Origin of the sequence: Thalassotalea sp. Y01 (assembly GCF_012932945.1) — a bacterium.
Taxonomy (GTDB): domain Bacteria; phylum Pseudomonadota; class Gammaproteobacteria; order Enterobacterales; family Alteromonadaceae; genus Thalassotalea_A.
Genome location: NZ_JABBXG010000009.1, coordinates 73854 through 100806, shown reverse-complemented (window position 1 = coordinate 100806; position 26953 = coordinate 73854). Strand labels below are relative to the sequence as shown.

Genomic DNA, 26953 nt, shown 5'->3' with positions numbered 1-26953 from the left:
TACAGCAACCGACTACACCGCTATAATTCCGCGTCACATTTAAATTGAGCCCATATTTATTGGGCCTAGAACCATCTTTTTAGACTAAAGCTGTGGAAATGGCTTTAGGTCACAGCCTGATTCAGGTGGTGATAAGACGGTAAACAGATTGTTTACTGGTGAATATAGAGATGCATTAAAGGCGAAACACGCCGTAAATTGAGGTATAAAAATGCAAGTTTCAGTTGAGACTACTCAAGGTTTGGAGCGCAAGGTTTCTATTACCGTTCCTGCCGAAACAGTAGATGTAGAAGTTAAAAACCGTCTGCGTCAATTCGCTAAGACTTATAAAGCACCAGGTTTCCGTCCAGGTAAAGTTCCAGCTAATGTAATCCAGAAGCGTTTTGGCGGATCTGTTCGTCAAGAAGTAGCTGGTGAGCTAATGCAGCGTCACTTTGTTGAAGCTATCGTTGCTGAGAAACTAAACCCAGCAGGTCGTCCTGCGTTCGTTGCTAAGAGCAATGAAGAAGGTAAAGAGCTAGCGTTCGAAGCAACATTTGAAATCTACCCAGAAGTAGCTATTTCTGGTTTAGACAAAATTAAAGTTGAGAAGCCAGTTGTTGACGTAACCGATAATGATCTTGAAGAAATGTTCAAGACTCTGCAAAACCAACACAAAACTTGGAAAGAAAATAAGCGTAAAACCAAAAAAGGTGACAAGCTTACTATCGATTTCCTAGGTCGTGTTGACGGTGAAGAATTCGAAGGCGGTAAAGCTGAAGGTTTTGAACTTGAACTAGGTTCAGGTCGCATGATCCCTGGTTTCGAAAAAGAAATCACTGGTATGAAAGTTGGCGAAGAGAAAACTATCACAGTTACTTTCCCTGAAGATTACCACGCTGAAAACCTGAAAGGTAAAGACGCAGAGTTCGAAATCACAGTTCACAAGACTGAAGGTCCTGTACTTCCTGAAATCGATGATGAATTCGCGAAATTGTTCGGTGTTGAAGACGGCGGTGTTGACGCACTACGTGAAGAAGTTAAGAAAAACATGGAACGTGAACTTAGCCAAGCTGTTAAAGGTAAGGTTAAAGAGCAAGTTCTTAACGGCCTTGTTGAAGCAAACGATCTTGACCTTCCAAAAGCACTTGTTGACCAAGAAGTTGACGTATTACGTCAACAGGCAATGCAGCGCTTTGGCAACCAAGTTGATCCAAACAACATGCCACAGCTTCCAGCTGAAATGTTCACTGAACAAGCTGAGCGTCGTGTAAAAGTTGGTCTACTTCTAGGTGAAGTAATCAAAGTTAACGAATTAAAAGTTGACGAAGACAAAGTGAAAGCGTTGATCGAAACGGCTGCATCTGCATACGAAGATCCGCAAGAAGTTGTTGATTACTACATGAACAACCAAGAATTGAATCAACAAATGCAGCATGTTGCTCTAGAAGAGCAAGCTGTAGAGTTCATTCTTGCTAACGCTGATGTAGCTGAAAAAGAAACAGCTTTTAAAGATGTAATGAACCCACAAGCTTAATTGTTGCGCAAATCAACATTAATTAGCGGTTTTACACGTCTTATCCATTGACAATACCAATGGCAATGGCTTAAATGGCTTATATGGGATCATATAAGCCATTTTTATTTTTTTAAGGATATTTTCATTGATTCATTCCAATAATAACGCACCAATTGAAAATGCATTAGTACCTATGGTGGTTGAGCAAACTTCCAAGGGCGAACGTTCGTATGATATATATTCGCGCTTGTTGAAAGAGCGCGTGATATTTTTGTGCGGTCAGGTAGAAGAGCACATGGCAAACCTTATCGTTGCCCAACTCTTGTTTCTGGAATCAGAAAACCCTGAAAAGGATATCTATTTGTACATCAATTCGCCAGGTGGCAGCGTAACCGCTGGTTTGGCAATTTATGACACCATGCAATTTATCAAGCCAAACGTTAGTACGGTTTGTATGGGACAAGCAGCCAGTATGGGGGCCTTCCTATTATCTGCAGGTGAAAAGGGTAAGCGTTTTTGTTTGCCAAATGCTCGCGTGATGATCCATCAGCCGCTTGGAGGTTTCCAAGGGCAAGCATCGGATTTTGAAATTCATGCGAAAGAAATCCTGTCTATTAAAGACAAGTTGAATCGTTTGATGGCTGAGCACACAGGTAAAGACCTGAAGCAAGTTGCTAAAGACACTGACCGTGACAACTTTTTGAGTGCACAAGATGCAATCGACTACGGTTTGGTTGATGGTATTTTAAACAAGCGCTAAAACATCCGATGCCGGCGCCAATGTGTTGAGAGGATTTTCAGCTAATTTAAAGTGGCCGGCATTTAGCCTGATAATTAGGGCTATAATTAATTATTAATCCTGACTGCTAATTGAATCAGAAAGAATGAATATTGAGGTATATACCGTATGACCGATGAAATAAAAGGTAGCGGTGACAACGAAAAATTATTGTATTGCTCGTTTTGCGGCAAGAGCCAACATGAAGTGCGTAAACTTATCGCAGGTCCATCTGTGTTTGTGTGCGATGAATGTGTCGAGCTTTGTAATGATATTATTCGCGAAGAAATAAAAGATATTTCACCGAAGGCTGATACGGAAAAGTTACCGACGCCGAAGGAGATTCGCTCTCACCTTGACGATTATGTAATCGGTCAGGAACACGCCAAAAAAGTGCTTAGTGTTGCGGTTTATAACCACTATAAGCGCCTTAAAAATGGCGACAGCCATAATGGTGTTGAGCTAGGGAAATCAAATATTCTACTTATCGGACCTACTGGGTCAGGTAAAACCTTACTAGCAGAAACCTTAGCTCGTATGCTTGATGTGCCTTATACAATGGCAGACGCGACGACGCTAACAGAAGCAGGCTATGTAGGTGAAGATGTCGAAAACATCATTCAAAAACTTCTGCAAAAATGTGATTACGACGTTGATAAAGCTCAGCGCGGTATCGTTTATATCGATGAGATTGACAAAATATCACGTAAGTCAGATAACCCATCCATCACTCGAGATGTGTCTGGTGAAGGTGTACAACAAGCATTATTGAAACTGGTTGAAGGCACGATTGCTGCGGTACCACCACAAGGTGGCCGAAAGCATCCTCAACAAGAGTTCTTGCAAGTTGATACATCAAAGATACTGTTTATTTGTGGTGGTGCTTTCGCTGGCTTAGACAAAGTCATCGAGCAACGTGTGGTGACTGGTACCGGTATTGGTTTTGGTGCCGAGGTTAAAGGTAAAGACGCTGAAAAGTCGCTAACCGAACGTTTCCAAGAAGTTGAGCCTGAAGATTTGGTTAAATACGGCCTGATCCCAGAGTTCATTGGTCGTTTACCTGTAGTAGCAACGTTAAGCGAACTCGATGCAGGTGCATTAATCCAAATCTTACAAGAGCCGAAAAACGCGCTGACTAAGCAGTTCACAGCGCTATTTGATATGGAAGGTGTTGAACTTGAGTTTAGAGAAGATGCACTGAAAGCGATTGCCAACAAAGCGATGATCCGTAAAACCGGCGCGCGTGGCTTACGCTCGATTGTTGAAGGCGTGTTATTGGAAACCATGTACGAGTTACCGTCATTAACTGACGCGACCAAAGTGGTTATCGACGAATCTGTTATTAAAGGTGAATCGAACCCAATTATCTTGTTTGAAGCACCAGAAGAAAAACAAGCAAACGAATAATCGGTTTGCTTAATTGCTTTCATATAATCAAAAAACCAGCTGTTGATGCTGGTTTTTGCTTTTTAAATAATCAATTATTGGGGCCATGCGTTATCAACAGCAGCTTTTAGCAATTAGCTGTTGAATCTTAAACTTCAATCCCCATATACTGAGTTATACGATTCAGAATAATGATAAAAACATTCTGAATGAAGCACATCACTTTCAAGAGATTTTCCCATGACTAAAGAGCATTCAGGACAGATTGAAACCCCCGTACTCGCTTTGCGTGATGTCGTTGTTTATCCACAAATGGTGATCCCACTGTTTGTTGGTCGCGAAAAATCAATTCGCTGTTTAGACCAAGCTATGGAAAGCGATAAAAGAGTATTTTTAGTAGCGCAGAAAGACGCCGGGGTTGATGACCCTGCAGAGACTGATTTATTTGAAATTGGTACAGTGGCTACGATTTTGCAAATGCTGAAACTGCCTGACGGTACCGTGAAGGTATTGGTCGAAGGTATGCAGCGTGCGAAAATTGCTGACTTTACTGAAACCGATGACTTTTTTATTGCCAATGTCGACTTTATAGAGGCAGACAATAGTGGTGTTGAAAACCACGAAGTATTGGTTCGTTCAGCGGTATCGCAATTTGAAGGTTATGTGAAACTGAATAAAAAGATCCCACCAGAAGTTTTAACCTCTGTGTCGGGCATCGATAACGCCGAGCAATTGGCGGATACCATGGCAGCACACATGCCATTGAAGTTGCAAGACAAACAACATGTCTTAGAAATTACCAATGTGGCCGAGCGTCTTGAATATTTAATGGCGTTAATGGAAGGCGAAATCGATCTATTACAGGTCGAGAAGAAAATCCGTGGTCGCGTTAAAAAACAAATGGAAAAATCGCAGCGCGAGTATTATCTGAATGAGCAAATGAAAGCGATTCAGAAAGAACTTGGTGATATGGACAACGTGCCTGATGAAGGCGAGCAGTTGACCAAGAAAGTCGAAGAAGCACAAATGCCAGCGGAAGCCAAAGAAAAAACCATGGCGGAGTTGCAAAAGCTGAAAATGATGTCGCCAATGTCGGCAGAAGCGACTGTTGTGCGCAGTTATATCGACTGGATGATTTCTGTGCCATGGAAAAAACGCAGTAAATTAAAACGTAATTTAAAATTGGCTGAAGATGTTCTTGAGCAAGATCATTACGGCCTAGAAAAAGTTAAAGAACGCATTATTGAGTATTTAGCGGTACAACAACGTGTTACTCAGTTACGCGGTCCTATTTTGTGTTTGGTTGGTCCTCCAGGTGTTGGTAAAACCTCACTAGGGCAATCAATTGCTCGTGCAACTGGTCGTAAATATGTGCGTATGGCGTTAGGTGGTGTACGTGATGAAGCGGAAATCCGCGGTCACCGTCGAACCTATATTGGCTCTATGCCAGGTAAGCTTATTCAAAAAATGGCGAAAGCAGAGGTTAAGAACCCTCTATTCCTATTAGATGAGATCGATAAGATGTCGTCTGATATGCGCGGTGACCCTGCGTCTGCATTGCTTGAGGTGTTGGATCCAGAGCAAAACAATGCCTTTAACGATCATTATTTAGAAGTCGATTACGATTTATCTGATGTCATGTTTGTCGCCACCTCAAACAGTATGAATATCCCTGGTCCATTATTGGATCGTATGGAAGTTATTCGCTTATCGGGTTATACCGAAGATGAAAAGCTTAATATTGCCAAACGTCATTTGATGACCAAACAAATTAAGCGTAATGGTCTTAAAGCGAAAGAAATTGAGATTGAAGATAGCGCCATTATTGGCATTATCCGTTACTACACCCGAGAAGCTGGTGTGCGTAGCCTGGAACGTGAAATTTCAAAACTATGTCGTAAAGCGGTTAAGAAAATCTTGCTAAGCGATGACATTAAAGCGGTTACCATTAATCAAGAAAATCTTGAAGAGTTCCTTGGGGTACAGCGTTTTGATTACGGTAAAGCCGAAGATGAGAATCGCATTGGTCAAGTAACCGGTTTAGCATGGACCGAAGTCGGTGGTGAGTTACTTACCATTGAAGCTGCATCGGTACCAGGCAAAGGTAAATTAAGCTTTACTGGTTCATTAGGTGAAGTAATGCAAGAGTCCATTCAGGCGGCGATGACGGTTGTTCGCAGTCGTACCGAAGGATTGCGCATTAATAGCGATTTTAATGAAAAACGTGATATTCATGTGCATGTACCTGAAGGTGCAACACCAAAAGATGGTCCAAGCGCTGGTATTGGCATGTGTACGGCGTTAGTTTCAAGCCTAACAGGTAATCCTGTGCGTGCTGATGTGGCGATGACAGGTGAAATTACCCTTCGTGGTGAGGTACTTGCGATCGGCGGTTTGAAAGAAAAACTGTTAGCGGCGCATCGTGGTGGCATCAAAACCGTCATTATTCCAAAGGATAATGAGCGTGATTTGAAAGAAATTCCAGAAAATGTGAAGGCCGATTTGTCAATTCACCCGGTAAAATGGATTGATGAAGTACTTGAACTGGCTTTAGCTGAGTCACCATCAAAGTGGTCAGTTGCTAGTTAAAATGCACCTTTCAAGGCGTGTTTGTTGATTTTTTAAACAAAAAAGTGAAAAAAAATCAAAAAAAACGCAATTAAGGGGTTTTCAAACGCTGAAACTGTGGTAGTCTGGATATCGAAAGTTAGCAAAACTGCTCTACAGGCTAATAACAGCAAGGGTTTTGCAAATTTATTAACATTTTTTTCAATTTTGCTGGTTCGGGGCTTGCAGTTGTTAAAAATGCTTGTTATAAAACTAATCGAGCAAATTTTGACAGGCTCCAAATAATAACAATTAAAGGGGAAGACATAGTGAATAAGTCTCAACTAATCGAAAAAATCGCTGAAGGCGCAGATATTTCTAAAGCAGCAGCTGGTCGTGCACTAGATTCTTTTATCGACGCAGTTTCTGATGAACTAAAAGCTGGTGAGCAAGTTGCTCTTGTTGGTTTCGGTACTTTTTCAGTACGTGACCGTGCAGCACGTTCAGGCCGCAACCCACAAACTGGTGCGACTATTGAAATTGCAGCAGCTAAAGTTCCAGCGTTTAAAGCAGGTAAAGCTCTTAAAGACGCTGTAAACTAAGAACTAGATTCTTGTTTAAAAAAGCTGGCTCTTGCCAGCTTTTTTCGTTTTAGCCACGCCAATCCACACTCCGTTATTTTTCATTTATTTTTGCTTAAATTAACTTCAAGGTAAGGCGTGGGTCTGTTACAATCGGGCATCGAAAATTTATGTCCTGATGTTTTAACGAGAGACACATGTTAGAAAGAATAAGAGAAGGCTCTACAGGCTATACTGCAAAAGCGATCCTAGGATTAGTAATCCTGACTTTTGTATTTGCTGGTGTAGGCACATATAACAACTCGGTTGATACGTCGGTAGCAATTGTTAATGGTGAAAAAATCACTCAACAACAGTTTGAAACTGCCTATCGTAACCAACGCGCTCGCATGGAGCAGCAATACGGTGAAATGTTTGCCCAATTAGCAAACAATGACGTTTACATGCAATCGCTTCGCACTAATGTACTTGAGCAATTGATCAATGAAGAATTGATGGATCAGCAAGTAGCGGAGCTAAAAATTAAGGTAGGCGACGAGCAGATCAAGCAAGCTATTCGTACTATGCCTGAGTTCCAGGTAGATGGTCAGTTCAATAATGATCGCTACATCATGCTTATTAATCAGGCTGATTTTTACCAACCGTCTGCATTTCGTGATTACTTGCGTACCGATATGGCGCGTCGTCAATTGCAATCTGGCGTAATGGCGACAGAATTTAGCTTACCATATCAACACCAATTGGCTGTCAAGCTTGGCAATCAAAGCCGTGACGTACGTTATGCGACTATCGCTTCAGAACCATTTAAAGCGACTGTTACTGTTGAAGACAGTGAAATTAGTGAGTACTACGAAGCGAATAAGAACAATTTTGCTGTTGCTGAGCAAGTTAAGTTGCAATATGTGGCGCTAGATATCGCTAAATTACGCGCTGAGAGCGACATTACCGATGCAGACGTTGAAATGTACTATGAAGACAATAAAGCCTCATATTCAACGGACGAGCGTCGTCGTGCTTCTCATATCTTAATTGAGTTTGCCGATGATGAAGCAGCGGCTGAGCAGCAAGCCCAAGATTTGTTAGCAAAAATTCAAGCCGGTGAAGATTTCGCTGAGCTAGCCAAAGCACATTCTGCTGATACGTTCTCAGGCGAGAATGGTGGTGACCTTGATTGGTTTGACCGTGGTGTCATGGACCCAGCTTTTGAAGATGCAGCGTTTGCGTTAACAATGGATAACGCAGTATCTGGTGTGGTTAAGTCTGATTTTGGATTCCATATCATCAAACTTACTGACATCGAAGAAGTGAAAACCAAAGAATTCGCTGAAGTAGCCGACGAAATTCGTGAACAGTTAGTGACCGATCAAGCTCTTGAAAAGTTCTATGCAATGCAAGGTGAGATGGCAACCATCGCATTTGAATCTCCGGATTCTCTTGACGAAGTCGCTATTGTTGCAAATGCACAAGTGCAAACCAGTGATTGGATTTCTCGTGCTAATAACCCAGCTCCATTTAATAACAGCAGTCTAGTTGAAGCGGCATTCTCTGATGAAGTTATGCTAGATAGCCTAAATTCAGATGTGATTGAAGTAGCTAGCGATGAAATGGTTATGGTTGTACGTCTAGCTGAGCATAAGCCTGCTGCAACTAAGCCACTTGCTGAAGTATCTGCGCAAATCTCTGAGCAACTTATTGCTAAGAAAGCATCAGAAGCGGCTAAGGCTGCAGCTGATGAGTTGGTTGCAGCAGTTAATTCTGGCTCTGATAGCGCAAGCTTGTTGGCTGCTAACAACGCTGAGTTTGTTGAAGTGAAAGCGTTGGCTCGTAATAGCGCCGATGTTGACAGAAATATCGCTTCGCAAGCATTTACTATGGCACACCCAAGCTCAGAGTCTGCTTCTGTAGCCAGCACTGTGCTGCAAAATGGTGACTATGCTGTTATTCAAGTTCAAGCGGTAAATGAAGGTTCTGTTGAAGAATTGGATGAGCGCATGAAGCAAATGCAAATGTCCCAATTAGCGCAGTCAGCATTAGAAAGTTATGTTGCTAACTTAAAAGAAAAGTCTGAAATTACTCGTAATTTAACAAGTGCTCCAGCCCCTCTATACTAATCGCGTTTGATATTGCAAACTGCGAATTAAGACATTAAAAAAGGCCGCATATGCGGCCTTTTTGTATGTAATGTAGTGCTTCTATCTAGTGAGCAAACTCAGGGATAAAACCAAAGTTAGTCCAAAGAATCGCAGTACCTGCTAATACACAGACCAATAAAACCAAACCAACAGTTACCACTGAGCTCGAGTAAATAAAGCCTTTCTCTTCAGGAATATGCATCATAATCGGAATACCTGAATACAATAGGTAGACTGAGTAAGCGATGGCCGCACAACCTGCCAAGGCGACAAACCATAGCACTGGATACAATGCCGCAACACCAACCATCAGTACAGGTGTCGCTGCATAGGCTGCCAGTTCGATACACTGTGTAAAGGTGGGTTTTGAGTCAAATGTGATAGCCATCCATTGGATCAGATAAGCCAGTAAAAATACCCCTCCAATGATGGCAACATACATACTCATCGCCAGCAGTAAGGCACTTTGTTCGGTAATTTTAATCGGATCGCCTGCACCAATGCTCCAGCCGATGTGAGCTGCAGCGTAATAACCGCAAATGGCAGGAATGAGCGCCACAAGTAATATATGGCTTAGGCCATACATCATGTTTTCGTGACGATTATCTATTTCAGTCCACTCGTCTTTCGGGTGAGCGTACAATCCCCAGATATGATTTAGTATCATCTTTCACTTCCTCTTTCGCTATCCCCATGTTCAAAAAAACATTATAGATGTTATTGTTTGAACGTTTTTTAGACAACTTACGATCTGTTTTTGTTATTATTTTTTAAGTTGCTTGATCTAGTTATGTAATATGTTGAACTATTCGTCAAGACTTGAGTGAAAAATAATCACTAATATTGATCTATTCGATGTAAATGGGTTGTTAATGTTGAGGTTTGTGGACATCTATCTGTCCAGAGAGTATTCATTGTGGCAATTGGTAGGCGACGATTGCAAGGTAAATGAAAGGGCAATAATAGGTGGTTGTTAGGGGTTAACTGCGGCGAATACGCACCACTTTCATGTATTCAAATTGCAGCCCAGCAATATCTTCACTGTCAGGGTAATAGGTAAGGTTAACTCGGCTACCTTGCAGAGTCTGATAAGCTTTTTTACGTTTGTACTTAAATGGCGTATCAATGCCTTCGAGCATAATACTATTTAGAAACCAATCACCATCTTGGCGCTGCACATGCGAGACGACTTTACGGTTTTCGCTATGCACCAACTTGTCGTGATTGGCCAACAATCTTTTTTTGTCTTTATCCATGAAGAAGACACTCCAAAATATCAAAAGGGCCTAATGAGGCCCTTTTATGTTTTCAGCAAACTATCGTATTTTACGCAGCAAACTGAACTTTAAATCCGTATAAGGGGCAAAACGTACCGGTAAGTCTTTTAAGAATGGACGTTTTAAAACCGACTTTAAATGACTGAAATTATCGAAACCTGTTTTGCCACTGTATTGTCCCATGCCACTTGGCCCGGTGCCACCAAAAGGCAATTCCGGTACCGCATTAAACATGATCACATCGTTAATACATTGACTACCAGAGCTGATGGTGTGTATCCAATCTTGCTGTTGAACCGTGTTCTTAGTAAACAAATACGCCGCTAAAGGTTTATCTTCAGTGATGATATGGTCTTTTGCTTGCAGGTAATTGTCGACGGTAATTATCGGCATTACGGGACCAAAAATTTCTTCTTTCATTATTGCCGAATCTAATGCCGCATCGACAACGATCGTTGGCTCTATGTATTTATTTTCAATATCAACATTGCCACCAGCAACAACATTTTGTTGTTCTAGATAGGCGGCAATGCGACTGGTATGACGCTCATTTACAATACGCCCATAACTGTCACTTTGTTGCGGGTCTTGACCGAACATCGCGGTGATCTGCTGCTTCAGCTCCGCGACTATTGGTTCAACCATGTCCTTTGTGGTGATGATATAATCAGGTGCAATACAGGTTTGCCCTGCGTTCATCCATTTACCCCACGCAATACGCTGACAACTGATGGCTAGGTTAGCAGAGTTGTCGATATAAACCGGACTTTTACCGCCGAGCTCTAAGGTGACCGGTGTTAAATGTTTTGCTGCGGCACTCATCACGATGCGCGCCACCATGCCATTGCCAGTATACATAATATGATCCCAAGGTAACTCGAGTAATGCGGTGGTTTCAGGAATCGCACCTTCGACAACCGTAAATGCTTGCTTATCAAGGTATTGAGGTACCAACTGGGCAATAATGTTTGATACTGAGGGAGCGAGCTCTGATGGTTTTAATACAGCACAATTACCAGCGGCAATCACCGCAACGAGCGGTGCAAAGACTAATTGAAACGGATAGTTCCAAGCCCCCATTATAAGCACTGAACCGACAGGTTCGGGCTGGACAAAAGATTTACCAGGTTGGGCGACCAAAGGCGTACGCACTTTGCGTGGCTTCATCCATTTTTTTAATTTGCCAATGACATGATCGACATCACCGGTTATATAAGACAGCTCTGTGGTCCAAGCTTCTTGCGCAGGCTTGTTAAGATCTGCATTAATTGCCGCTAGGATCTGCTGTTCGTTTTCAACAACCAACTTTTTAATTTGTAAAAGCTGTTGCTTACGCCATTGATAGTCACGAGTGACATTGCTATTAAAGTAGGCTTTTTGGCCATCAAGTATCGCTTGGTAGTTCAAACTTCATTCCCAATTATGGTTACTTAGCGCTTGAGTTTTAATACCCACGCAAGTTGACGATATACAAGCTTGCGAATTTGTTCGATATCAACGTCATTTTTGTCTTGTGACAAACATTGATACTGAATACGGGTGATGGTCATCAAGGCCAATTCTGCGTCAATTTCCGGGTCAACTTTATTAAAATATGAAGCAAGTTTAATAAACGGCTGACGTAACTTTTCAACGTGTGCTATTGCCAAATCTTGTAATTCTGGCTGGTACATCATTTCGGTGAAAAATATTTGTTCAACAGCGAGGCCGACAGGGCGATGAATAATATTTTCATACATATGCTGTGTCGCGGTATCCGTAAGCTTGTGGCAAATCTCTTCGCGAGTGGTGACTTTGCGCATCGACGTAGCATCAAATTCATCTAGGTAACCGAAAACTTTATGCCAAATACCTGACGAGCTTTCAATAAAAATAGTCGAACTCAATATGATAGCTTCGCGAATTAACTCTTTGATGTCTTTGAAGTAATAGGTCGTTAACGACAGTTGAGCGTCGGCTTTTTTAGCGACAGCTCGGTGCGTAGTCCCTTTAATTCCAACCGAGGCAATAACTTCTATAGCCGCTTTTAGAATCTTTTCGCGAGTTTTTTCACCTTTGGCGCGTCGTGTTACTTTAACTGCTTCCATATATTTCCCGTGCTTTTCAACTGCTTGCAATGAGAATTGCATACGCTTAACGATTAAGCGGTTAACATAAATGTTACAATTGAATTTAGCAAATAATTTTCACTGTACAAACGTACTAGAACCGTGCTATTTGTCAACATAATTCGACATTTTATAACCGTTTTTTCATAATTTATGAAAATTAGTTATTAGCCAATGAAAATCGATGTAATACACATTTTCATCGTCCTCTATGCTACACTTGCGCCATAAATTTTTGCGGTAATTATGCTGATGTACGAACAATTATTAGCCCCTATAAAAGAATTTTTACAATGTGAAACGCCAGAGCCATGGATTGAGCAAGCGAAAAAGCCAGAAAACCTGCAAGTATTGCTGACAGACCACATGGTCTGCGAGCTTAAAGCGGCGCAAACTGCGATGTGGCTGATTCGTAAATACGCGGTCGATAAAGACAGTGGCGATGCATTATTGGCTTGGTTAAAACCATTTGAAGAATTTATTTATAAAAAGCATGGCAGCATCGCTGATTTAGCCAAGGCCAATAAGTTATCTAAAGCTATAGTGCCGAAAGCACAGTCGCAATATGGCCAAGATTTGGTTGATAAGATGGTCTTGCTTATAAAGGAAGAATTGCATCACTTTTATCAAGTGTTGGAAATTATGCATAATCGCGATATTCCATACCAAAACATCAGCGCGGGTCGTTACGCTAAAGGTATGATGCGCCATGTGAAAACCCATGAGCCGGATACCTTAATTGATAAGTTGATCTGCGGTGCCTATATAGAAGCACGTTCATGCGAGCGTTTTGCCAAACTGGCGCCGTTTCTAGATGATGAACTGAACAAGTTTTACGTCAGCTTATTACGCTCTGAAGCACGCCACTATCAAGATTACCTTGAACTGGCACAGCAAATCTCTGACGTTGATATTAGCGAGCGGGTTGCCATGTTTGGCCAGGTTGAAGCGGAGCTTATCAGCAGCCCTGATACCGACTTTAAATTTCACAGCGGCACACCTGCATCATTTTGAAACAAAATAAGTCATTGACAAATTTTGCGTTTTTCTTTCTCTGTGCTTATTATTTGATCGGTTAATAATAATAAGCACAGGGATTTAAATGAAAAAGACACCAATTGCGCTAATGCTTAGCGTTGCTTTATTTGCTTGTTCAGAGCAAGAAGCTGAAACTCTCACTACCGCTGAAGCCAGCGCACCTGCCGTAGAAACCCCATACGTTGAAACTGAAGCTGAAGTTTCAGAAACAGAACGTTTAAACCAATGGTTTGCGGCCAAGTATGAAGAGCAATTACAACGCAGTCCTTTATGGATGACCATGTTGGGGCGTAAAGATAAATACGACCAAATTGACGATGTATCAGAGCAAGCCGAAGACATCGATTTTGCATGGCGTGAGCAGTCGGTTAAAGAGCTAACAGCCAGCTTTGATTACGACAAATTGACCGATGAAGCGAAAATATCTTATGACATTTGGATTTACCAATATGAGCAAGCCAAACAAGGCATACCTTTCCGTCATAATAACTATGTATTCACGCAGATGCAGGGTATGCAAGCATTGGCGGCACAATTTTTAATTAGCTTCCATCGTGTTGATGATGTAGCTGATATGCAAGCATATAATAAGCGTGTGAGTGGTATGGCAAATGCTATTTCTACTTTATTAGAGCGTGCCAAATTGCATGCTGAAAAAGGCGTTAGGCCACCAAGGTTTGCCTACGAAGGTGTCATTGAGCAAGCGCGAAACCTGGTTACCGGTGCACCATTTACCGAAGGTGATCCATCAGCGCTTTATGGTGATGCTAAACGTAAAGTTGATGCATTATTAACAGCCGAAACAATCGATCAGAAAACCGCTGATGAACTTATTGCCGGTACTGAGAAAGCATTGAAAGAAGACTGGGGTCCAGCCTATCAAGCCTTGATTGCTTGGTTTGAAAAAGACATCAGCAATACCGCCGAAAACCCAACCGGTGTTGGCAAACAGCCAAACGGCGCTGACTTTTATAACTTCCGCTTAGCCGCAAGCACAACCACCAACTTAACCGCCGATGAAATTCATGAAATCGGTTTAGATGAAGTGGCCCGTTTGACCGGTGAAATGGAAGCGATTAAAAAACAAGTGGGTTTTGAAGGTTCATTGCAGGACTTTTTCAAGTTCATTAAAGAAGATGACCGTTTCTACTACCCGAATACCGATGAAGGTCGTCAAGGTTACATCACCGATACCGAGACGTATTTAGCTTTCATTAATGAGCAACTACCTAAATACTTCGGCATTTTGCCAAAAGCCGATTTGGTGGTTAAACGTGTAGAACCATTTAGAGAGCAAGACGGTGCGGCGCAGCACTACAGCTCAGGTACGCCTGATGGTTCACGCCCAGGTGTGTATTACGCGCATTTGTCGGACATGCGAGCAATGCCGAAAAATGAAATGGAAGCCATCGCATATCACGAAGGTAACCCAGGTCACCATATGCAAATCTCTATTGCTCAAGAGCTGACCTCAGTACCACAGTTTCGTACTCAAGCAGGCTTTACCGCCTATTCTGAAGGTTGGGGTTTATACGCTGAGCTACTTGCCAAAGAAATGGGTGCCTACAAAGACCCATATTCAGATTTTGGTCGCCTAATCACCGAAATTTGGCGTGCTGTGCGTTTGGTCGTTGATACCGGCCTACACTCTAAAGATTGGACCGAGTCACAAGCGGTTGAGTATTTCAAAAAGCATGCGCCAGTTGCTGAAGAGGCGGTTGTCTCTGAAGTGCGTCGTTATATTGTATGGCCTGGCCAAGCGACAGCATATAAGATTGGTATGTTGAAGATTCAAGAGCTAAGAGCTTACGCTGAAAAACAATTAGGTGATAAGTTTGATATCCGCGGTTTCCACGATACCATTCTTGGTGGTGGTGCTATGCCATTAGACATACTTGAGCGTCGCGTTAAAACATGGGTTAAAGAGCAAAGCTAAGGCTTTGCATTAGCCAATAAAAAAGGAAGGGTAACCTTCCTTTTTTTATGTCTACTAAACAGCTCGGTTAATAATTAGCGAGTGTTTATAGCGGTTTGTTGAGCAACTCAAACCCTTGTTCGCTATACTTTAACCATGCACCTTGCTCATACCAGTCACCTAAGACAATGCGCGTTGCTGGTTTACCGTCTAGTTCAAATCGATGTACATTTGGTCTATGGGTATGACCATGAATCAATAAGTCGATGTCATGCTCGCGCATTTGTGCTTCCACTTCACTTTGACTGACGTCCATGATCTCTTTGGCTTGCATCTTTTCGCCACTGTCGGCCTTCTGGCGGTAGTTTTGCGCCATTTTTCGACGAGTCTTTAATGGCAGCGATTTAATAATAAATTGCCACCACCAAGAGCGAGATTTCTTACGAAACTTTTGATACTCAATATCATTGGTGCATAGGGTGTCACCATGCATGATAAGCGCACGCTGACCGTATAAGTCGATGACTTTGCTGTCAGGCAAGAGCGTCATGCCGCAATTAGCTGCAAAGCGTTCGCCAATAAGAAAGTCACGATTACCAACGATGAAAAATATTTCGGTGCCTTTTTCGCTGAGTTGTTTCAGCTTTGCGGCAATATTTAACACGTAGGGGTTGTCATCGTCATCACCAATCCAATACTCAAAAAAATCTCCGAGTATATACAGGCGGTCGGCAATGGGAGCTTGCTCTTCGATAAAGCTCAGGAAGCATTCGGTGATGTCCGAACGCTTCTGAGTTAAATGCAAATCAGCAATAAAATAGGTGAGCAATTACGCTACCTCAACTGACTCAACAACGATATCTTCTTTTGGTACGTCATCGTGGAAACCGTAACGACCGGTTTCAGCAAGTGTCATTTTATCAACCACATCTATGCCTTCGACAACTTTACCAAATACACAGTAACCCCAGCCTTGAATGCTTTCATTTTTGAAATCAAGGAAGTTATTGTCTACTAAGTTAATAAAAAATTGCGCTGATGCTGAGTGAGGGTCTTGCGTACGTGCCATGGCTAGGCTGCCACGAACGTTACTTAGGCCATTGTTGGCTTCGTTATCGATAGCTGCACGCGTTGTCTTTTCACCCATGCCTGATTCAAAGCCACCGCCTTGAGCCATGAAACCTTTGATTACACGATGAAAAATCGTACCGTTGTAAAATCCTTCTTCGCAGTACTGCTTAAAATTTGCTGCCGTTTTTGGGGCATTATCAAAATCCAATTCAATTTTAATATCACCCAAGTTGGTCTTAAATGTGATCATTTTTCTTCCTACACAGATTCTTGTCTTAACATTACCGCTAAATTGTAACCTTTTAAGCGCCTCTGTAAAGGGCAGAGCCTTGAAATATAAAGAATCTGTCACAATATCTAGCCTCTAGAACAGATACAATGTGAAAGTCGCGCCTTAAACTAGTGAAATCAATCCAGTTACGGTAGAATTGCCAGCGAATTTATAGTGTAACACGCACCTTAATTAACTTTATCAAACGAGAGATACGATGCTTCAGATATACAATACATTAACCCGTCAAAAGGAAGAATTTAAACCTATCAATCCTGGTAAGGTGGGTATGTATGTTTGTGGTATTACCATATATGACTTGTGCCATATCGGTCATGCGCGCACCTATGTTGCATTTGATGTGATAACTCGTTACCTGCGCCATGTTGGTTATGACGTGACGCATGTGCGCAACATTACCGATGTTGATGACAAGATCATTAAACGTGCCGCAGAAAATAATGAGACCTGTGAGTCGTTAGTTGATCGCATGACCGCCGAAATGTACGCCGATTTGGATGCGCTAAATGTCGAGCGACCGGATATCGCACCGACTGTTACCACTCATATGCCAGAGATTATCGAAATCGTCGAGCGTTTAATTACAAATGAACATGCTTACGTCGCCACGAACGGTGATGTGATGTTTGATGTGTCATCGTATGCAGATTACGGTCAATTAAGCATGCAAAATCTTGATATGTTGCAAGCCGGCGCCCGAGTGGATGTTGACGATGCTAAACGTAACCCTCTTGATTTTGTATTGTGGAAAATGGCCAAGCCAGGTGAACCAAGCTGGTCATCACCATGGGGCGAAGGCCGTCCAGGCTGGCACATTGAATGTTCGGCAATGAACTCTAAACACTTAGGTCCGCACTTTGATATTCATGGTGGTGGCAGTGATTTACAGTTTCCACATCATGAAAATGAAATCGCACAATCTTGCTGTGCTTTTAATACCCCGTATGTAAATTATTGGATGCACGGCGGTATGGTGCAGGTTGATAAAGTTAAAATGTCTAAGTCATTAGGCAATTTTTTTACGTTGCGTGATGTATTACAAAAATACGATGCAGAGACAGTACGTTATTTCTTGATTTCAAGCCAATACCGCAGTCAGCTGAACTACTCTCAAGAAAACCTTGGTCAAGCGCGATCGTCTCTTGAGCGTATTTACACCTCGTTACGTGGTGTTGAGCCTGTTGCGGTTGAGCTAAACGGTAATGACTATGTTAATCGTTTTGAAAAAGCGATGAACGATGACTTTAATACCCCAGAAGCGTTGCCGGTTATTTTTGAATTAGCCAAAGAAGTGAATCGTATTAAACAAGCTGAGCCGGTTAAAGCAGCGCAACTTGCGTATATCCTGATCAAACTTGGCGCGATTATCGGTATCGCTCAAAATGATCCTGAAAGCTTCTTTATGGGTGACGCACAAGACGATGATGCGGCTTTGATTGAGCAATTGATTGAACAACGCAACAGCGCTCGTGCCAATAAAGATTGGGCGGCAGCGGATGATGCCCGAGACAAGTTAAAAGCAATGAGTGTTATTCTTGAAGACAGTGCCGGTAAGACGACTTGGCGTCGCGGCTAAGTTAGTTCAATCGACAATAATAAATAAAAACGGGCATTAGCCCGTTTTTTTATTCGCTAAAATTAGGAATGACTGGACTTCGGCTGTGCTCAAATACCAATGCGGTTTCGACGTTGGTGACCTCATCTCGGGAGGTAATCGCTTCAAACACAAAGCGACGCAAATGTTCGGTGTCTTTTACCGACATATGAATATAGAAGTCAAACGCGCCGCCCATATGAAACATCGAAACGATTTCGGGTAATGGCAATAACTCATCGCGTAAACTATTGACGATTTGCTCAGAGTACGGCTGCAACTGAATCGCTGCGATGGCCTGAATGTTGCCACCGATGGTGTTGTAATTCACATCAATAAAAGAGCCTTTTATAACACCTGAGGCTTTCATGCGCTTTACCCGTTCGAGGCAGGTTGATGGTGCGATACCAATGTGTGCTGCAAGGTCTTTGTTGGTGATATCTGCATCTTTAAACAATAAAGTTAAAATTTGCTGATCAATGTCATCGAGTTTTTTCATGTCATTGCTTTTGTTATTTTGTCGTTAATCTATCTACTATATCCAAAAAATCAGTCCGCTATTAAATTATTTAGTAAAAAATAACGTATTAACCGAATATTAGATTAATTTTACTGCGTATATTCGTTAAAATATCGACAATTTCCGCAAAACGTTAAGATGATGGTGCAATCGATACATTGTTATGAAGATTTGATTCGAATTTTTTCGAATACATTTTCTCAGACTTACAATACGCGCTTAGTTAAAGGCACGGATGAGCCAATATATATACCAGCGTCTGATCAGACCGAGTACCATCAAGTAGTATTCGCTCATGGTTTTTATGCCAGTGCTTTTCATGAAATCGCGCATTGGTGTATTGCCGGCGCACAGCGTCGTTTGCTCGAGGATTACGGTTACTGGTATGCGCCGGATGGTCGTGATGCGCAACAGCAAGTTGAATTTGAAAATGTTGAAATTAAACCGCAAGCAATCGAATGGGCGTTTTGTGTCGCCAGTGGTTTTCAGTTCAATGTTTCAGCGGATAATTTATCGGGTATCGATGTTGACCGTTATGGTTTTCAATGTCGAGTGCATCAGCAAGTCATGAGCTTTTTACAGCATGGCTTTCCTAAGCGAGCACAAATGTTTATTGATGCGTTACTAGGCCATTATCGACCTGGGGCCACCTTAACCGAGCAGGACTTTGCGTTTGCAAATCCATTACAGCTTCAAGACAACAAGAATTTTCATCATTATGACGCAGTTTAAACTTGGATTTTTAGTCAACCCGGTTGCCGGTATCGGTGGTAGCGTTGGCCTTAAAGGCAGCGACGGTGTCAATACACCGCAAAAAGCTCTGGCATTAGGGGCGCAGCCAAAGGCAAATTTACGCGCGTCGTTAGCGCTGGAAGTGTTAGTCCCTTATCAAGATCGTATTAAAATATATACCGCCAGTGGTGACATGGGCGAGTCTTGTGCCAAACAATTAGGATTTGATGTCGAGGTCGTCTATCACACGGATAACGCGCAAACCACACCTCAAGACAGTGAGCAGTTAGTGCAATTGTTGCAACAACAAGGGGTCGACCTGCTGTTGTTTGCCGGCGGTGATGGCACGGCGCGTAATGTCAGTCATCAGGTTGATGGTTATTTTCCGGTGTTGGGTATTCCTGCGGGCTGTAAAATACATTCAGGTGTTTATGCCTTAACCCCAAGTGCCGCGGGCCGGGTGGTTGAGCAAATGGTCAATAATGAATTGGTCTCTTTTACTGACGCCGACGTGATGGATATAGACGAGCAAGCATTTCGCAGCGGTGTGGTTAAAGCCCGCCGTTATGGTGAAATGCAGATCCCAAGCCAATTGCAATATATTCAAGCCGTAAAAGCTGGCGGCAAAGAATCTGATGAGTTGTTGCTTATGGATATTGCCGCACATGTTATTGAGCTGATGGAAGAAGAGCTGTTTATCATTGGCTCTGGTTCGACGGTTGCCGCTGTCATGGACGAATTGGCGCTTGATAATACGCTATTAGGGGTCGACTTAGTGCAAGAGCAAGAATTGCTCGCCATCGACGTAATTGAGTCGCAAATTATGCACTCGATTGAACAAGCTGAGCACGGTGTGAAACTGGTCATTACCGTGATTGGTGGGCAAGGTCATATATTTGGTCGAGGCAATCAACAACTTAGCCCTAGAGTTATCCGCGCAATCGGTAAAGAAAACATTATTGTGGTGGCTACCAAAGCCAAACTTCAGGGGCTTGAGCAACGGCCTTTGATAGTGGATACCGGTGACAAACAATTGGATGCCGAGCTTAGTGGCTATATACCGGTTATTACCGGTTTCCATGATCAAGTATTATATCCAGTAGCCAGTCCAGGGCTTGAATAACAAACGAACAAATGAAAGGGCGCTTAGCGCTAATAGAAAAATTATGCTTTTAGAAAATGTAAACACACTGGAACAGTTAAGCCAGTACTTTGACAGCATCGTTGAATTAGAAAATGATGACTTATTATTTGCCAGCAGTTATTTACGCGGTTTTATTGAGGTCGCCGCAGTCGATTTTGGCGATGATGAGCAGCCGTTAACCGAATGCTTAGCGCAAAAAGTCAGTGAGCAGTTGCAAATTGCGCGTTCAGAATTAAACCCAAATGATCAACAAATCGTCAGTAATTTTTGGCAAACGTTACAACCAGCATTCGCCTAGTTTAAACGTCACCTCGAATCAGATTTCTGACGATAAATCGATTTGGACTGAGATTAAATAGCATGTCATTGTCTACCGGATAGTCGCTATTGCTAATTTCTGCGGCAATGATGTCGGCTAGCAACGGCGCCGAACATAAGCCTCGCGCGCCCAATCCTGTTAATACATACAATCCTGATTTTAGTGGCGCAGGCGTATCGAAAAACCAATTTTTGTCATAACGTAAATGATCATAGGCGTCGATATGTCGCTCCATGATTGGCATGCGTCCTGCCATAGGCAAATGATCCGGTGTACAGCACCTTAACCTCGCTTTACTGGCAACCACATCTGCTTGTTGCCAGCGATGAAATTCACCAAGACAGCTATTTAAAGTCGTTAAATTAAAGATGTCATCGTGGCGATTCGGTGTTTGTTCGACGCTATGTTTATCAAATGTAGCACCGATACAATGGCTACCATTGTGTTCTGGGGTGACATAACCTTTATGACAGAGCACGGTTTTTAGCGGTTTTATAACATCGTTACTGCGCATTTGACTGACCTGACCACGAACTGCCGTCAATGGCAAATCGTTTAGGATGTCGATATTTAGCGAATCCGCACCGGTACAAAAAATAAGATTCTGCACTGTTTTGCTTTCTTTGTTTGTGGTGATATGCCAACGGCCACTACCAGCTTGCTTAACGTGTTTAAGGTGACGGTTGTACTTTATGGTCAGCAATCCTGTATCGGTAGCGGCCTTACTGATGGCATTAACCAACTCCGGTGGGCAAACCCAGCCGGCGCGTTCCATAAATAAGCCACCGTATTCGAGGCTTATATTGCTCAGCTCGCTCGCTTGAGTTGGCGAAACGCTGCGTATTAGATCTTGTGGCCAGCTTTGGTGCTCGGCAAATTTTTGCTGTCGTTTTATTAACGGCTCTTTATACGCGACCTCTAACAAACCATCAAAACCGTGGCTAAATTGGTAACCCTTGTCTAAAAGTTGCTTATAAAAAGGCATGGCGGCATCAAATGCTTGCTGATAAAAATCGCTAATATTGTCGCGCTGAACATGCAATAACGGATAAATCGCCCCAATAGCATTGGATGATGCCCCTTGAGCAAGGTGCTCATCTTTACAATATAAAGTCACACGAATGCCTTTGCTGACCAGTGCATAGGCGACACAGGCACTGGCTAAACCGCCGCCGATTATTGTCGCATGTTGCGAGGCTTCGGTTTTACTGCGCACTTTAAAGCCATTAATCGGCTTTGCCTTATCTTTACCCACGTAATTGGCCATAAGCGATTCTGCTTTTACTGGGGTTTGCTCTGCATCGTTAGTTAAACTGTTGCGATGTTGGCGCTTACTGACCTTAAACCCTGTATTTTCAAGCCCTCGACGAACAAAGCCGGCAACAGTAAAGGTGCCAAGCGTGGCGTCTGGTTTGGCAAGTCTCGCGAATTCCGCAAACAAGGTTTCTGACCACATATCGCTATTTTTGCGCGGCGCAAAGCCATCGAGGAAAAACGCATCGACCATGGCGCCATTTTCATCCGCTAACGTCTGATAGCTTTGCAGCGCATCCGCAAAATAGATGGTAAGGGTGATGTCATTGGCAAAGCGAATGTTCAGTTGAGATTGCTCAAGTTGGTAATCACGCAATAATAAATTACTGATATCGCTAAATTGTGGCCACAGTTTAAGTGCCTGGCAAAGATCGTCTTTACTCAGCGGGAATTTTTCCACTGTGATGAAATTTAACTGGAGGTCTGATTTGGTATTGGCTTTAAATTCGGTAAACTTAGCAGCGGTAATTAAAAAGTTTAGTCCAGTGCCAAATCCGGTTTCGGCAATAACAAAGCTTTTGCCGTCAAATTGATGCCAACGATCAGGTAAACCATTGTTTTCGATGAACACTTGTTCACTTTGTAGGCAGCCATGTTTGTTGTCAAAATAGATGTCATCAAACTGATCTGAATAGGGCGCGCCAAATTCATCGAATTTGACCTTAGCGGTTTTAATTTCAGTGGCTTTATCTGACACAGGATAAACTCTATTATCATAAATAGTTCATAATGAGCTGCTATTTTATAGACTTGGAAAATGATATGCCAGTGGCTGTTTTGTAAAAACAGCGTACACCTGTACACTGGACAGACCAGATGTTACTGTAAACGGTGTATCATAGCCCCAGTTCAATCAATTAACATGGTTATTTTTTAATGAAACGTGTCGTAATTACAGGTTTAGGTATTGTTTCTAGTATTGGTAACAACGCCGAAGAAGTACTGGCTTCACTTAAAGAAGGTCGTTCAGGTATCTCTCGCTCAGAGAGCTTCGCTGAGCATGGTTTGCGTTCTCAAGTTTGGGGTAAACCAAACATCGAGCCAAAAGAGCATATCGATCGTAAAGTTTTCCGCTTTATGGGTGATGCAGCAGGCTATTCATATATTGCTATGGAAGAAGCAATTAAAGACGCAAAATTAACGGACGATCAAGTATCTAACTATCGTACAGGTCTTATTGCTGGCTCTGGTGGTGCATCGTCATTGAATGTTGTTAATTCAGCTGACACCTTGCGCAACAAAGGCGTAAAGCGCGTTGGTCCTTATGCCGTGCCTAAGACAATGTCTTCAACATGTTCTGCATGTTTGGCGACACCGTTCAAGATTCTAGGTAATAACTACTCTATCAGCTCTGCATGTGCGACATCTGCACATTGTATTGGTCACGCTGCTGAATTGATCCAATTAGGCAAGCAAGATATTGTTTTCGCCGGTGGTGGTGAAGAAGTGGATTGGTCATTGGCTATGATGTTTGATGGCATGGGTGCATTATCGACTAAGTATAATGACAACCCTGAAAATGCCTCACGTACCTATGATGCAAACCGTGACGGTTTCGTTATCTCTGGCGGTGGCGGTATGGTTGTCGTTGAAGAACTTGAGCATGCTTTGGCTCGTGGCGCACATATCTATGCTGAAATCGTTGGCTACGGTGCGACCTCTGACGGTTACGACATGGTTGCCCCAAGTGGTGAAGGCGCTGTTCGTTGTATGCAACAAGCGATGGAAGGTGTTGAAGGTAAGATTGATTACTTGAACACACACGGTACATCGACTCCAGTTGGTGACGTTAAAGAGCTTGGCGCTATTCAAGAAGTATTCGGTCATGACTCTCCAGCTATCTCAGCGACGAAAGCAATGACTGGTCACGCCTTAGGCGCTGCAGGTGTTCATGAAGCGATTTACACCATGCTGATGATGGAGCACAACTTCATCGCGCCATCAGTAAACGTTGAAGAATTGGATGAGAAAGCTGAAGGCTTAAACATCGTAACCGCAACGCAAGACGCTGAAATCAACTTAGCAATGTCTAACAGCTTTGGTTTTGGTGGTACTAACTCAACACTTGTATTGCAAAAATATAAGTAATTTGTCGAGTTAGAAAGATTGATGAAGTCCCCGCATCTGTGCGGGGATTTTTTTTTGCCTATTCGCAGCTCGACGGTGCGATAATTAAGTTTGTTGCATTAAGATATTTATCACCAGACTCTTGAATCGTTTTCTGATCTAAGCTTTCCGACGCTAAGTGCACTTTCTCAAGCTCTACGGCAATGTTATCTAAGTCTTTTTGTAAGCGTATAACCGCATTTTCAAGGGTGTAGGTCAATTCATGCACTTTCACCATTTCTTCTGCCGTTAACTGCTGCTTATTCGTCAATGCCGCTAATTTGGCGTTAAACTGTTGCAGATTACACAAGGCGACTTCAGTATTTGGTGCATCTAGTGAGTCAAAGTGTTGATATTTTTGCTCTGCCATTGTGTTGAGTGAGGCAAATAAAACAGCGCCAGTGGCCATGGTCATTAATGTCTTCATGTGTTCCTCATTAAGTGATTAAGGATTGTCGATATAAGTTAGCGGGTAATCGCTAGCTAGGCCCCCGGCCAGTCTAATAACCAAGGCTTAGCAATTTCTTGCAATCTTGTCTTGGCGCTGGCAAACAGCTCGCCTTGAGCTGGCGGGCAAATAAACTCAAACGCGTCACCTTGATAATGAAAGCGCAAGCCCCAGGCATGTAAGTAGCCCCTATCGCTTTGATCCTGACTGTTATACAAAGGATCGCCGGCAATGCTGCTGCCTAAGCTGTTAAGTGCAACACGTAACTGATGGGTTCTGCCAGTAAGCGGTTTTAATACAAACAAGCGCAGACCTGCGCCAAGGCTATAACTGAAGAATCGCGTTTTCGCTGGGTTGTGACAGGTGCGCAAAAGCTTAAAACTGCCACGACGACTCTTTTCCATATCACCTTGGATCAAGCCCTGTTTTTTCTTTGGCTTGATTTTGCTGATCGCCAGATAATATTTATCTATACGTCGCTCACTGAATAATTGACCAAACTGACTTGCCGCGTCGCTTGTTTTAGCAAACAGCAACAAACCGGATGTCATTTTATCGAGGCGATGCACAGGGTAAAGCTCAGCTAAGTTGCATTGCTTTTTGACTTGATTGAATACACCTTGGCCTAACGCGCCTTCGTCGTGAAAATTGCTGTCAGCGGGTTTATTAATCAGCAGAAAATCTGCGTGTTCAAATACGATATCGATATGCATATGACTAAAATGGTCAGCCATTGACGCTAAAAGGTAGCGCCAACAATTAAAAAGCCAATGATGGTTAATACGGCAGCAACAATAGTGTATGGCAACTGCGTTTTGACGTGTTCATAGTGATCACAACCCGAGGCAATCGAGGCGACAACCGTTGAGTCAGAAATCGGTGACGCGTGGTCGCCAAACACACCACCACTTAATACCGCGGCAACCAAGAACGAGACCGGTAAATTTGCATCAAGGGCGATTGGCACGGCAATAGGGATAAGTAAGGCGAAGGTACCCCATGAGGTGCCCGTTGAGAATGCCATAATACCCGCAGCCAGGAATATCAGTGGCGCGATAAATATCACTGGAAAGTCAGGGTTTAATAGGTTACTTACATAAGTGCCCGTACCTAACGCGTTAATGGCGTCTCCAAAGGCGAATGATAATACTAAGATCGTTACTGCAGGCACCATATTTTTGATGCCTTTGACACAGCCTCTGGCTATTTCTTTTGCTGTCATCAATCGATAGGTCAAGATCATTACCACCAGCAATGTTATTGCCGTACAAATCGAGGTAAATACTGAAAAGGCACCTGAACCACGGCGGATATCACCGTTACCTGTAATGTACATGATGGTCAATGTCAGCCCTAATAGAGTCAACATAGGTAACCACATCACACGGGCTTTGGCTGGGGTGATGTGATCGTCACTGACTTGCTCTAAAGCTTTAGCTTCTGCTTGTGCCATTGGTCCAAACAGCTTGCCTGTATAAGCGGTGTAATAGGCAATCAGAACTGCAATAATGGCATAAAAGTTATAGCTTAGGGTGCCAATTAATACACCAACGGGATCGGATAAATTATAGCCATCAAGCAACCCGAGCAGGTAAGCGCCCCAACCGTTAATTAAAAACAACACGCTGATTGGTGAACAGGTTGAATCAAGCAAAAACGCCAGCTTGGCTCGGCTTAGCTTGTGTTGATCGAATAGCTTTTGCGACGCCATACCGGCAGAAAACATGCTCAGGTTGGTATCTGTAAAAATACTGGTGCCAACCACGGTAGGCAATAAACTTGCCTGACGACGGGTTTTAACTAAGGATAATTGCGCCAAGTTATCAATAAAGCCTTGTACCGCTCCAGAGCGGTTCATTAACTCAACCAACGCACCAATTAATAAACTAAAGGCGATAATTTGTGCATTGTAGGTTGAGGTAAATATGGTTGCTATGCCCAGACCACTGTCAACCGCAGCTGTGAAAGGGTTGTACATACCCACCAATAGATAGCAAAGGAACAACCCACAAATAAGCGCTAACGTGGCGTTTTTACGCCATATTGCAATGGCAATCGCCGCAAAAGGTGGGATTAAAGATAACGCTGATTCCTGCATAGATTAAGACATGATTAACAAATAATAGTGCTAACTCTACAAGGGCTAAAAGATA

The 26953-nt window shown here is 42.8% G+C and carries 24 protein-coding genes; 13 read left to right on the top strand and 11 right to left on the bottom strand.

Features of this window, described 5'->3' with window-relative positions:
- Positions 1-211: 211 nt before the first annotated feature.
- From tig to HII16_RS13415, 6 genes are all read left to right on the top strand, one after another.
- Complete coding sequence (gene tig / locus HII16_RS13440; protein WP_169130860.1) at positions 212-1516, top strand: trigger factor; 1305 nt, start codon at positions 212-214, stop codon at positions 1514-1516.
- Positions 1517-1646: 130 nt separating this feature from the next.
- Positions 1647-2258, top strand: a complete 612-nt coding sequence (gene clpP, locus HII16_RS13435; protein WP_323368258.1) for an ATP-dependent Clp endopeptidase proteolytic subunit ClpP — start codon at positions 1647-1649, stop codon at positions 2256-2258.
- A gap of 147 nt (positions 2259-2405) precedes the next feature.
- Positions 2406-3683, top strand: coding sequence for an ATP-dependent protease ATP-binding subunit ClpX (clpX, locus tag HII16_RS13430; RefSeq protein WP_135439469.1), 1278 nt, complete (start codon positions 2406-2408; stop codon positions 3681-3683).
- Positions 3684-3902: 219 nt separating this feature from the next.
- On the top strand, positions 3903-6251 hold the full coding sequence (gene lon / locus HII16_RS13425) for an endopeptidase La (protein ID WP_135439470.1): 2349 nt from the start codon (positions 3903-3905) through the stop codon (positions 6249-6251).
- 287 nt (positions 6252-6538) lie between these two features.
- A complete protein-coding gene (locus HII16_RS13420; protein ID WP_135439471.1) occupies positions 6539-6811 on the top strand; it encodes an HU family DNA-binding protein in 273 nt (90 codons plus the stop codon).
- A gap of 176 nt (positions 6812-6987) precedes the next feature.
- Positions 6988-8901 (top strand): SurA N-terminal domain-containing protein, encoded by a 1914-nt coding sequence (locus tag HII16_RS13415; RefSeq protein ID WP_169130858.1) that lies wholly within the window; start codon positions 6988-6990, stop codon positions 8899-8901.
- A gap of 85 nt (positions 8902-8986) precedes the next feature.
- On the opposite strand, the gene HII16_RS13410 is transcribed toward HII16_RS13415, so the two are convergent.
- The 4 genes from HII16_RS13410 to HII16_RS13395 all read right to left on the bottom strand — a co-directional run bounded on the left by HII16_RS13410 (position 8987) and on the right by HII16_RS13395 (position 12286).
- On the bottom strand, positions 8987-9589 hold the full coding sequence (locus HII16_RS13410; RefSeq protein WP_169130856.1) for a Yip1 family protein: 603 nt from the start codon (positions 9587-9589) through the stop codon (positions 8987-8989).
- A gap of 313 nt (positions 9590-9902) precedes the next feature.
- Positions 9903-10178 carry a hypothetical protein gene (locus tag HII16_RS13405; RefSeq protein ID WP_169130854.1) on the bottom strand — a complete coding sequence of 92 codons (276 nt, stop codon included), beginning with the start codon at positions 10176-10178 and terminating at the stop codon, positions 9903-9905.
- Positions 10179-10238: 60 nt separating this feature from the next.
- Entirely contained in the window at positions 10239-11606 is a 1368-nt protein-coding gene (locus HII16_RS13400; protein ID WP_169130852.1) for an aldehyde dehydrogenase family protein, read from the bottom strand.
- 23 nt (positions 11607-11629) lie between these two features.
- Positions 11630-12286, bottom strand: coding sequence for a TetR family transcriptional regulator (locus tag HII16_RS13395; protein ID WP_169130850.1), 657 nt, complete (start codon positions 12284-12286; stop codon positions 11630-11632).
- Between the two features lie 267 nt (positions 12287-12553).
- On the opposite strand from HII16_RS13395, the gene HII16_RS13390 reads away from it, so the two are divergent.
- Positions 12554-13321, top strand: a complete 768-nt coding sequence (locus HII16_RS13390; protein WP_169130848.1) for a tRNA isopentenyl-2-thiomethyl-A-37 hydroxylase MiaE — start codon at positions 12554-12556, stop codon at positions 13319-13321.
- A gap of 88 nt (positions 13322-13409) precedes the next feature.
- A complete protein-coding gene (locus HII16_RS13385; RefSeq protein ID WP_169130846.1) occupies positions 13410-15281 on the top strand; it encodes a DUF885 domain-containing protein in 1872 nt (623 codons plus the stop codon).
- 85 nt (positions 15282-15366) lie between these two features.
- Here the strand turns inward: HII16_RS13385 and HII16_RS13380 are convergent, their stop codons facing one another.
- A complete protein-coding gene (locus HII16_RS13380; protein ID WP_169130844.1) occupies positions 15367-16089 on the bottom strand; it encodes a UDP-2,3-diacylglucosamine diphosphatase in 723 nt (240 codons plus the stop codon).
- A complete protein-coding gene (locus HII16_RS13375; protein ID WP_169130842.1) occupies positions 16090-16581 on the bottom strand; it encodes a peptidylprolyl isomerase in 492 nt (163 codons plus the stop codon).
- A 238-nt stretch (positions 16582-16819) separates the two neighbouring features.
- On the opposite strand from HII16_RS13375, the gene cysS reads away from it, so the two are divergent.
- Positions 16820-18199 (top strand): cysteine--tRNA ligase, encoded by a 1380-nt coding sequence (gene cysS, locus HII16_RS13370; RefSeq protein ID WP_169130840.1) that lies wholly within the window; start codon positions 16820-16822, stop codon positions 18197-18199.
- A gap of 49 nt (positions 18200-18248) precedes the next feature.
- On the opposite strand, the gene HII16_RS13365 is transcribed toward cysS, so the two are convergent.
- A complete protein-coding gene (locus tag HII16_RS13365; protein ID WP_169130838.1) occupies positions 18249-18716 on the bottom strand; it encodes an Lrp/AsnC family transcriptional regulator in 468 nt (155 codons plus the stop codon).
- A 174-nt stretch (positions 18717-18890) separates the two neighbouring features.
- Here HII16_RS13365 and HII16_RS13360 point away from each other — a divergent pair, with 174 nt between their 5' ends.
- Genes HII16_RS13360 through HII16_RS13350 form a run of 3 tightly spaced genes read left to right on the top strand, consistent with a single transcriptional unit; the run spans position 18891 to position 20911 of the window.
- The gene (locus HII16_RS13360; RefSeq protein ID WP_348981427.1) at positions 18891-19469 is read left to right on the top strand and encodes an elongation factor P hydroxylase; all 579 of its coding nucleotides are present in this window, start codon (positions 18891-18893) and stop codon (positions 19467-19469) included.
- A complete protein-coding gene (locus tag HII16_RS13355) occupies positions 19456-20592 on the top strand; it encodes an ATP-NAD kinase family protein (RefSeq protein ID WP_169130836.1) in 1137 nt (378 codons plus the stop codon). Before HII16_RS13360 ends, HII16_RS13355 begins: the two co-directional genes overlap by 14 nt.
- Before the next feature lie 43 nt (positions 20593-20635).
- A complete protein-coding gene (locus tag HII16_RS13350; RefSeq protein ID WP_169130834.1) occupies positions 20636-20911 on the top strand; it encodes a YfcL family protein in 276 nt (91 codons plus the stop codon).
- A gap of 1 nt (position 20912) precedes the next feature.
- Here the strand turns inward: HII16_RS13350 and mnmC are convergent, their stop codons facing one another.
- Positions 20913-22943, bottom strand: coding sequence for a bifunctional tRNA (5-methylaminomethyl-2-thiouridine)(34)-methyltransferase MnmD/FAD-dependent 5-carboxymethylaminomethyl-2-thiouridine(34) oxidoreductase MnmC (gene mnmC / locus HII16_RS13345; RefSeq protein WP_169130832.1), 2031 nt, complete (start codon positions 22941-22943; stop codon positions 20913-20915).
- A gap of 179 nt (positions 22944-23122) precedes the next feature.
- On the opposite strand from mnmC, the gene fabB reads away from it, so the two are divergent.
- Positions 23123-24334 carry a beta-ketoacyl-ACP synthase I gene (fabB, locus tag HII16_RS13340; RefSeq protein ID WP_169130830.1) on the top strand — a complete coding sequence of 404 codons (1212 nt, stop codon included), beginning with the start codon at positions 23123-23125 and terminating at the stop codon, positions 24332-24334.
- Positions 24335-24392: 58 nt separating this feature from the next.
- On the opposite strand, the gene HII16_RS13335 is transcribed toward fabB, so the two are convergent.
- From HII16_RS13335 to HII16_RS13325, 3 genes are read right to left on the bottom strand one after another with little or no spacing between them, the layout of a single operon-like run.
- The gene (locus tag HII16_RS13335; RefSeq protein ID WP_169130828.1) at positions 24393-24779 is read right to left on the bottom strand and encodes a DUF6746 family protein; all 387 of its coding nucleotides are present in this window, start codon (positions 24777-24779) and stop codon (positions 24393-24395) included.
- 56 nt (positions 24780-24835) lie between these two features.
- Positions 24836-25534, bottom strand: a complete 699-nt coding sequence (locus HII16_RS13330; RefSeq protein ID WP_248289629.1) for a TIGR01621 family pseudouridine synthase — start codon at positions 25532-25534, stop codon at positions 24836-24838.
- Positions 25535-25539: 5 nt separating this feature from the next.
- On the bottom strand, positions 25540-26898 hold the full coding sequence (locus HII16_RS13325; protein WP_169130826.1) for a Na+/H+ antiporter NhaC family protein: 1359 nt from the start codon (positions 26896-26898) through the stop codon (positions 25540-25542).
- Positions 26899-26953 lie beyond the last annotated feature (55 nt).

What these genes read in the sequence shown, in the direction of transcription:
- tig (WP_169130860.1), top strand. Translation starts at nt 212, where the DNA reads ATGCAAGTTTCAGTTGAGACTACTCAAGGTTTGGAGCGCAAGGTTTCT.
- clpX (WP_135439469.1), top strand. Translation starts at nt 2,406, where the DNA reads ATGACCGATGAAATAAAAGGTAGCGGTGACAACGAAAAATTATTGTAT.
- lon (WP_135439470.1), top strand. Translation starts at nt 3,903, where the DNA reads ATGACTAAAGAGCATTCAGGACAGATTGAAACCCCCGTACTCGCTTTG.
- HII16_RS13415 (WP_169130858.1), top strand. Translation starts at nt 6,988, where the DNA reads ATGTTAGAAAGAATAAGAGAAGGCTCTACAGGCTATACTGCAAAAGCG.
- HII16_RS13410 (WP_169130856.1), bottom strand. Translation starts at nt 9,589, where the DNA reads ATGATACTAAATCATATCTGGGGATTGTACGCTCACCCGAAAGACGAG.
- HII16_RS13405 (WP_169130854.1), bottom strand. Translation starts at nt 10,178, where the DNA reads ATGGATAAAGACAAAAAAAGATTGTTGGCCAATCACGACAAGTTGGTG.
- HII16_RS13395 (WP_169130850.1), bottom strand. Translation starts at nt 12,286, where the DNA reads ATGGAAGCAGTTAAAGTAACACGACGCGCCAAAGGTGAAAAAACTCGC.
- HII16_RS13390 (WP_169130848.1), top strand. Translation starts at nt 12,554, where the DNA reads ATGCTGATGTACGAACAATTATTAGCCCCTATAAAAGAATTTTTACAA.
- HII16_RS13385 (WP_169130846.1), top strand. Translation starts at nt 13,410, where the DNA reads ATGAAAAAGACACCAATTGCGCTAATGCTTAGCGTTGCTTTATTTGCT.
- HII16_RS13375 (WP_169130842.1), bottom strand. Translation starts at nt 16,581, where the DNA reads ATGATCACATTTAAGACCAACTTGGGTGATATTAAAATTGAATTGGAT.
- cysS (WP_169130840.1), top strand. Translation starts at nt 16,820, where the DNA reads ATGCTTCAGATATACAATACATTAACCCGTCAAAAGGAAGAATTTAAA.
- HII16_RS13365 (WP_169130838.1), bottom strand. Translation starts at nt 18,716, where the DNA reads ATGAAAAAACTCGATGACATTGATCAGCAAATTTTAACTTTATTGTTT.
- HII16_RS13355 (WP_169130836.1), top strand. Translation starts at nt 19,456, where the DNA reads ATGACGCAGTTTAAACTTGGATTTTTAGTCAACCCGGTTGCCGGTATC.
- HII16_RS13350 (WP_169130834.1), top strand. Translation starts at nt 20,636, where the DNA reads ATGCTTTTAGAAAATGTAAACACACTGGAACAGTTAAGCCAGTACTTT.
- fabB (WP_169130830.1), top strand. Translation starts at nt 23,123, where the DNA reads ATGAAACGTGTCGTAATTACAGGTTTAGGTATTGTTTCTAGTATTGGT.
- HII16_RS13335 (WP_169130828.1), bottom strand. Translation starts at nt 24,779, where the DNA reads ATGAAGACATTAATGACCATGGCCACTGGCGCTGTTTTATTTGCCTCA.
- HII16_RS13330 (WP_248289629.1), bottom strand. Translation starts at nt 25,534, where the DNA reads ATGGCTGACCATTTTAGTCATATGCATATCGATATCGTATTTGAACAC.
- HII16_RS13325 (WP_169130826.1), bottom strand. Translation starts at nt 26,898, where the DNA reads ATGCAGGAATCAGCGTTATCTTTAATCCCACCTTTTGCGGCGATTGCC.